This window comes from Xanthobacter oligotrophicus (assembly GCF_008364685.1).
Classification (GTDB): domain Bacteria; phylum Pseudomonadota; class Alphaproteobacteria; order Rhizobiales; family Xanthobacteraceae; genus Xanthobacter; species Xanthobacter oligotrophicus.
Map to the genome: position 1 here is coordinate 1 of NZ_VTTL01000023.1, position 5,403 is coordinate 5,403.

Consider the following 5,403-nt stretch of genomic DNA (forward strand, 5'->3'; position numbering starts at 1 on the left):
TTGGCGAGGGTCAGCGTGCCGCCATGGGCCTCGGCCACCGCACGGGCGATGGGAAGGCCGAGCCCCACCCCGCCGGTGGACCGGCTGCGCGAGGTGTCGAGCCGGACGAAGGGTTCGAGCACGGCGGCGAACTGGTCCTGCGGAATGCCTGGGCCTTCGTCCTTCACCGTCAGCACCGCCTCGGCGCCCTCCTCCGCGAGCACGACATGCGCGGCGCCGCCATAGAGAAGCGCGTTCTCCAGCAGGTTCGACACCATCCGCTTCAGGCTGACGAGGCGGCCTGCCACCACCAGGCGCGGCGGGGCTGCAAGATCGGCGGCAAGGCCCCGGTCGCGGGCATTGTCCACCAGCGTCTCCACCAGCGCCACGAGGTCGAGCGGGCGTACCGGCTCCTCGCTGGCCTCGCCGCGCAGGTAGGACAGGGTGGCGTCCACCATCTGCTCCATCTCCGCCACGTCCGCCGCCATGGCCTCGCGCAGGGCGGGGTCGCCCACGTCCTCCATGCGGAAGCGCAGGCGTGTCATGGGCGTGCGCAGATCGTGGGAGACGGCGGCGAGGGCCTGGGTGCGCCGCTCCATCAGCTCCGCGATGCGAGCCTGCATGCCGTTGAAGGCGTGGGCCAGCTCCCGCACCTCCGTCGGGCCGGTCTCCGGGAGCCGCACCAGAGGGGCGTCCGGAGGCAGGGCCGCGACGGTCCGCGCCATGGCCCTGAGCGGCCGCGTCAGCCAGGCGGCGATGGCGAGCGACAGCAGCAGCACGCCCGTCGCCATGAGGGTCGTGGAGAGCACCGATCCGTGCGTCCCGGCCGCCTGCGGCATGGAGGCGAACAGGCGGGCGTTCAGCCAGCTGCCGTCCGGAAGGCGCACGGCGACCAGGCTGAGGTGCGGATCGGTGCCCGCGCCCACCAGCACATCCTGCGGTCCGAGGTCAGGCGCCAGCGTGCGCACGTCGTCGGCGAGGCGCTGCCATCCCTCCGCGGCATGGGGGCCGGGTGCGGCCATGGCTTCCCGGCTCCAGTGCGCGTCGATGGCGCCGCCGGACAAGTCATGGGCCACATCCTCGCGGCTTTCCGGCGGCGCTGCTGCCAGCGACCGGCGCAGCGCGACGATCTGGTCGGCGAGGCGGATGGCATGGGCCGCATGGCGCTCGCGCTCCATGGCGTGCTCGTAGGTCCACAGGCTCAGCACATGCACGACGACGATGCCCAGCACCGCCACCACGGCGGTGCGGACGGCGAGGCTGTCCGATGCGCGGATCAGGGCGCGGATCACGAGCGTTCCACCTCCGGGACGAAGAAATAGCCGGCGCCGCGCACGGTCTTCACCATCTCCGGTCCGCCATGGGACTCAAGCTTCTTGCGCAGCCGGCTGACCTGGATGTCGATGGCGCGGTCGAAGCCTGTGGCGGTGCGGTTCTTGGCAGCGTCCATCAGCTGGTCGCGCGTCAGCACCCTTTGGGGATGTTCGAGGAAGGTCAGGAGCAGGTCATATTCGCCAGTCGACAGATCCACCACCACGGCTTCGGGATTGGTCAGCTCGCGCCGGCGGGTGTCGAGGGTCCAGCCGGAAAAGGCGAGCAGGGTGCCCCCGGAAGCCGTGGCGTCGCCCGAAGGCCGCATGCGCCGCAGCACCGCATGGATGCGCGCGAGCAGCTCGCGCGGATTGAAGGGCTTCGACAGATAGTCGTCCGCACCGAGCTCCAGCCCCACGATCCGGTCCACGTCGCTGCCGCGCGCGGTGAGCATGATGATGGGCACGTCCGACGTGCGGCGGATGTCCCGGCATAGGTCGAGCCCGCTCGTGCCGGGCAGCATGATGTCGAGGATGATGAGATCCACCGCCCCCGCCTTCATTGCCTCGCGCATCTCGCGCGCATCCTGTGCCGCGGTGACCTTGTGCCCGTGCTCGCGCAGGAACTTGCCGGCGAGGCGTCGGATCTCGGCATCATCATCGACGATCAGGATATGGCATTCGGGAGACACGGGGTGACGCACTCCTGCGAGGCCGTCCTGCGGGCGCGACGGCTGCTCTGCGGACAAGCCCTTTTATCCCAGCCGGCGTGCTTCGCCATACGAAGTTGGCGCAGGCAAGAAATCGCCTTGCACCGCGCCCGCGCTGATGCCGGCCGACGGAGCGTGCTCCCGTGAAAGACCATGCCAGCCGAGCCAGCCGGTGTAGAGGCCGACCATCAGGATCAGCGCGGCCGAGGCATAGGGCGCGCGCCGGGCGAAGGCGCTGAAGCCCGACCAACGTTGCGAGACGTGCCGGACGCTGAGGGCCGCGAGCACGCCGGCCGACACCAGCGTGAGCGCCAGGCCGATGCTGAAGCACAGGACCAGCACGAAGCCGAGGCTGAAGACCTTCAGCTGCATGCAGATCAGCAGCACGGTGATCGCCGCCGGGCACGGGATCAACCCGCCCGTCAGTCCGAAGACGATGATCTGCCAGGTGGTCACCGGGCGGCCGGCAAAGCGATTGCGGATATCGGCGGCGTGGGCGCGGGCGTGGGCGTCGTCCTCGTCGCCGAGATTCATGTGGGCATGGTCATGCTCCTCGAACACGAGGGCATGGACCTCCTCCCCGCCGTCGGCGAGGCGCATGCGAAGCTCCACTGAAAAGGCATGGGGCTCGGGAATATCGTGCGTGCTCTCGAGGAATTCACCCCGGTGCACGAACGGGAAGACCTGACGGCCGCCGCCGGGCCGCAGGGTTTCGAGAAAGACGCGCTCGGCGTCAGGAAGCATGCGCCCGCCGGGGCTGGAGATGCGCCACCGCGGCGGCACGCCATCCTCGAAGATGTCGAGCGCCAGTTCCCCTTCTGCGGTCGAGAGGAGACGGGTCTTGTCCTCATGGTGGTGATGCGCGTCGCTCTGCTCGCGCCACGTCCGCCAGGCCATCCAGGCGGCGATGGTGATGATCGCCACGGCTGAAGCGAGCTGAAAATAGGGTTCGCTGGCCTCGCCACCCCATTGCTGCCCGAAATACAGCCCCCCGAGGGCAATGAGCCAGACCACCGCCGTGTGCGAGGCCGTTGCGGCGAGGCCCAGCAGGACGGCCTGGGTGAGCGTGCCGCGGATGGCGATGATGAAGGCGGCCATCATCGTCTTGGAATGGCCCGGCTCAAGCCCGTGCAGGGCACCGAGCAGGATGGCCGAGGGGATGAACAGCCAGGCGTGCGCGGCCCCCTGCTGGAGCAGGTCTGTAAACGCAGTCATCTTGCTCTCAGATCACTTGAGGTAGGTGCGGACGACCTCGATCAGGTCGGCGGCGCCTTTGGCACGCTCGGGGTCCGGCTCGGCGTCCGGGTTCACCACGTGATGGCGGATGTGGTCCTCCATCAGCTCCGCCGTCAGTCCGTTGATGGCGCCGCGCATGGAGGCGACCAGCATCAACACGTCGGTGCAGCCGATCTCGGCTTCCAGCGCGCGCTCCACGGCTTCGGCCTGCCCCTTGATTCGGCGGATGCGGGCGAGAAGCTTGGTCTTGTGCTTGATCGTGTGTGCCATCACGGGTTTATAATATAGGGGGGTACCCTATATAAATCGTTCCTTTCGCTCGGCGGCAGGGCCAAATACGGGAACTTGCGGAACCGGCCGCGGACATCGGGGCGGACGGGCTTTTGGCAATCTGCGCAATGACCCCGATGTGGTGGAACGGCCCTCGGGCTGATAGACATAGCTGGGGATGGATGCCGACGGCATCCTCTCCTTTTTGTTGCTGGTGCTTCTGACAGTTGGGATCGTTGCGCTTGTCCTCTCCTTCTTTGGAGGCGCCGTGCGGATCGGTAACGATCGAAGCCTTTCGCGAGGCCTCGACATTCTCGGTGAGTACTGCGCGAAGGGAGAAATCCAGCGCGACGAATACCTCCAGGAAAAGCGCGACCTCAGCGCCTGATCCGGACCGGGTGACGTCGCGGAGCCATGACAATGAGCAAGATGGCGATCTCATTAGCGGGTGCGATCATACTCATCGCTGGAGCAGGTTTACTCGCCATGACGGGAGCCTCACGGGGACAATCGGATGGCGCGCGCGCAGGCGACCCGGCGCTAGGAAGCCATGTGGCCGATGCCAAATGCGCCGAGTGCCACGGCGCGGATTGCAATAGCAGCGAATCGCAATTTCCGAAACTGGCGGGTCAAAGTCCGGCTTACCTTTATCGCCAACTCTGGGCCTTCAGGAATGGGACTCGCAGGTCGGACATCATGGCGCCAATCGCGGCAGACCTCGGCGACGCCGACATGGCGAATGCGTCGAGCTTTTATGGCAAGCAGTCGCGCAAGGCGGACGCGGTCAAGGACCAACGCTTGGCGGCGATTGGAGAGCGCATCTTCTTCGCGGGAATGCCCGCTTGCGCCATGTGTCACCGTGCGTCCGGCCAACGCGGCATGCCCGTGACGGGCATGATGGGAGGCGGCATGATGGAGCGGATGCCGATGATGGGCATGATGGCCGACGCTCCCAATCTGAATGGACAGCATGCGGCATATATCGTCGATCAATTGGATCGCTTCGCGAGTGGCGCGCGTCCGTCGTCGACAATGATGGGCCGTATCGCGGCGGCGCTGAGCGAAGCCGATAAGAGGGCCGTGGCCGAATATCTCTCCGGCCTGCGTTGAACTTTCCTATATTCGCGTCTTGCAAGAACGCCTTGGGAGTGAACCATGAGCTATTATTTCGCCAAAACGCTTGCGCTCGGCTTCGATGACGCCGTGCGGCTGACGACTGAGGCGCTCAAGCGCGAGGGTTTCGGCATCATCACCGAGATCGACGTCAGGGACACTCTCAAGAAGAAGATCAATGTCGATTTCCGTCCCTACCGCATTCTCGGCGCCTGCAACCCGGCGCTTGCCCACGAGGCGCTTGAGATTGAGGACAAGGTAGGCACGATGCTGCCGTGCAACGTCATCGTGCAGGACAAGGGGGACGGCAACACCGAAGTGGCGGCGATCGATCCCGTCGCCTCAATGCAAGCGATCGACAATCCGCGGCTCAAGCAGGCGGCCGAACACGTCCAGGCGAAGCTCAAGAGCGTGATCGGTTCGCTCTGACACGGTTTCGGGCGCATTGCATCCTCATGGGTCGCTCCCGGCGCCTGGATTTATTTAGGCTTACTGGAAAGGGCGCGTCGCCGCATTATCACGTTGAATGCGCGGACTATTCCGCGCAAATGGATGATAGCATCTCGGTTCCAGAGAGATCTTCCTTGCTTCGATTTTCTGCCTTCGGCTTGGCTCTGGTCGCGGCGGATCGTGCAGCGGCGCAGGATTCGGGCAAGAAGACGCCGATCGATACGGCACTGATCGTATAGGTCAATCTGTCGGGCTCGGTCGGCGGGGGTTCTGCTCCGCATAATTGCGAGGGTGGAAGGCGGGCGCCCCGCGGGAAGCGGAGCGCCCGTGGCCGG

At 66.1% G+C, this 5,403-nt stretch carries 7 protein-coding genes; 3 read left to right on the forward strand and 4 right to left on the reverse strand.

Features of this window, described 5'->3' with window-relative positions; translation table 11 throughout:
- The 4 genes from FZ033_RS23780 to FZ033_RS23795 all read right to left on the reverse strand — a co-directional run.
- The coding region (locus tag FZ033_RS23780) for an ATP-binding protein (RefSeq protein WP_149578542.1) at window positions 1–1,271 on the reverse strand (1,271 nt) is incomplete at its 3' end.
- Complete coding sequence (locus tag FZ033_RS23785; RefSeq protein WP_149578547.1) at window positions 1,268–1,981, reverse strand: response regulator; 714 nt, start codon at window positions 1,979–1,981, stop codon at window positions 1,268–1,270. The genes FZ033_RS23780 and FZ033_RS23785, both read right to left, overlap by 4 nt.
- Before the next feature lie 63 nt (window positions 1,982–2,044).
- Window positions 2,045–3,214: a nickel/cobalt efflux transporter gene (locus FZ033_RS23790; protein WP_149578543.1), complete on the reverse strand. Its 1,170-nt coding sequence runs from the start codon at window positions 3,212–3,214 to the stop codon at window positions 2,045–2,047.
- 12 nt (window positions 3,215–3,226) lie between these two features.
- A complete protein-coding gene (locus tag FZ033_RS23795; RefSeq protein WP_138399103.1) occupies window positions 3,227–3,505 on the reverse strand; it encodes a metal/formaldehyde-sensitive transcriptional repressor in 279 nt (92 codons plus the stop codon).
- Between the two features lie 178 nt (window positions 3,506–3,683).
- On the opposite strand from FZ033_RS23795, the gene FZ033_RS23800 reads away from it, so the two are divergent.
- The 3 genes from FZ033_RS23800 to FZ033_RS23810 are packed head-to-tail and all read left to right on the forward strand — an operon-like array spanning window position 3,684 to window position 5,047.
- Complete coding sequence (locus FZ033_RS23800) at window positions 3,684–3,893, forward strand: SHOCT domain-containing protein (RefSeq protein ID WP_149578544.1); 210 nt, start codon at window positions 3,684–3,686, stop codon at window positions 3,891–3,893.
- A gap of 32 nt (window positions 3,894–3,925) precedes the next feature.
- A complete protein-coding gene (locus FZ033_RS23805) occupies window positions 3,926–4,615 on the forward strand; it encodes a c-type cytochrome (RefSeq protein WP_232847640.1) in 690 nt (229 codons plus the stop codon).
- Between the two features lie 45 nt (window positions 4,616–4,660).
- Window positions 4,661–5,047, forward strand: a complete 387-nt coding sequence (locus tag FZ033_RS23810) for a DUF302 domain-containing protein (protein ID WP_149578546.1) — start codon at window positions 4,661–4,663, stop codon at window positions 5,045–5,047.
- Window positions 5,048–5,403 lie beyond the last annotated feature (356 nt).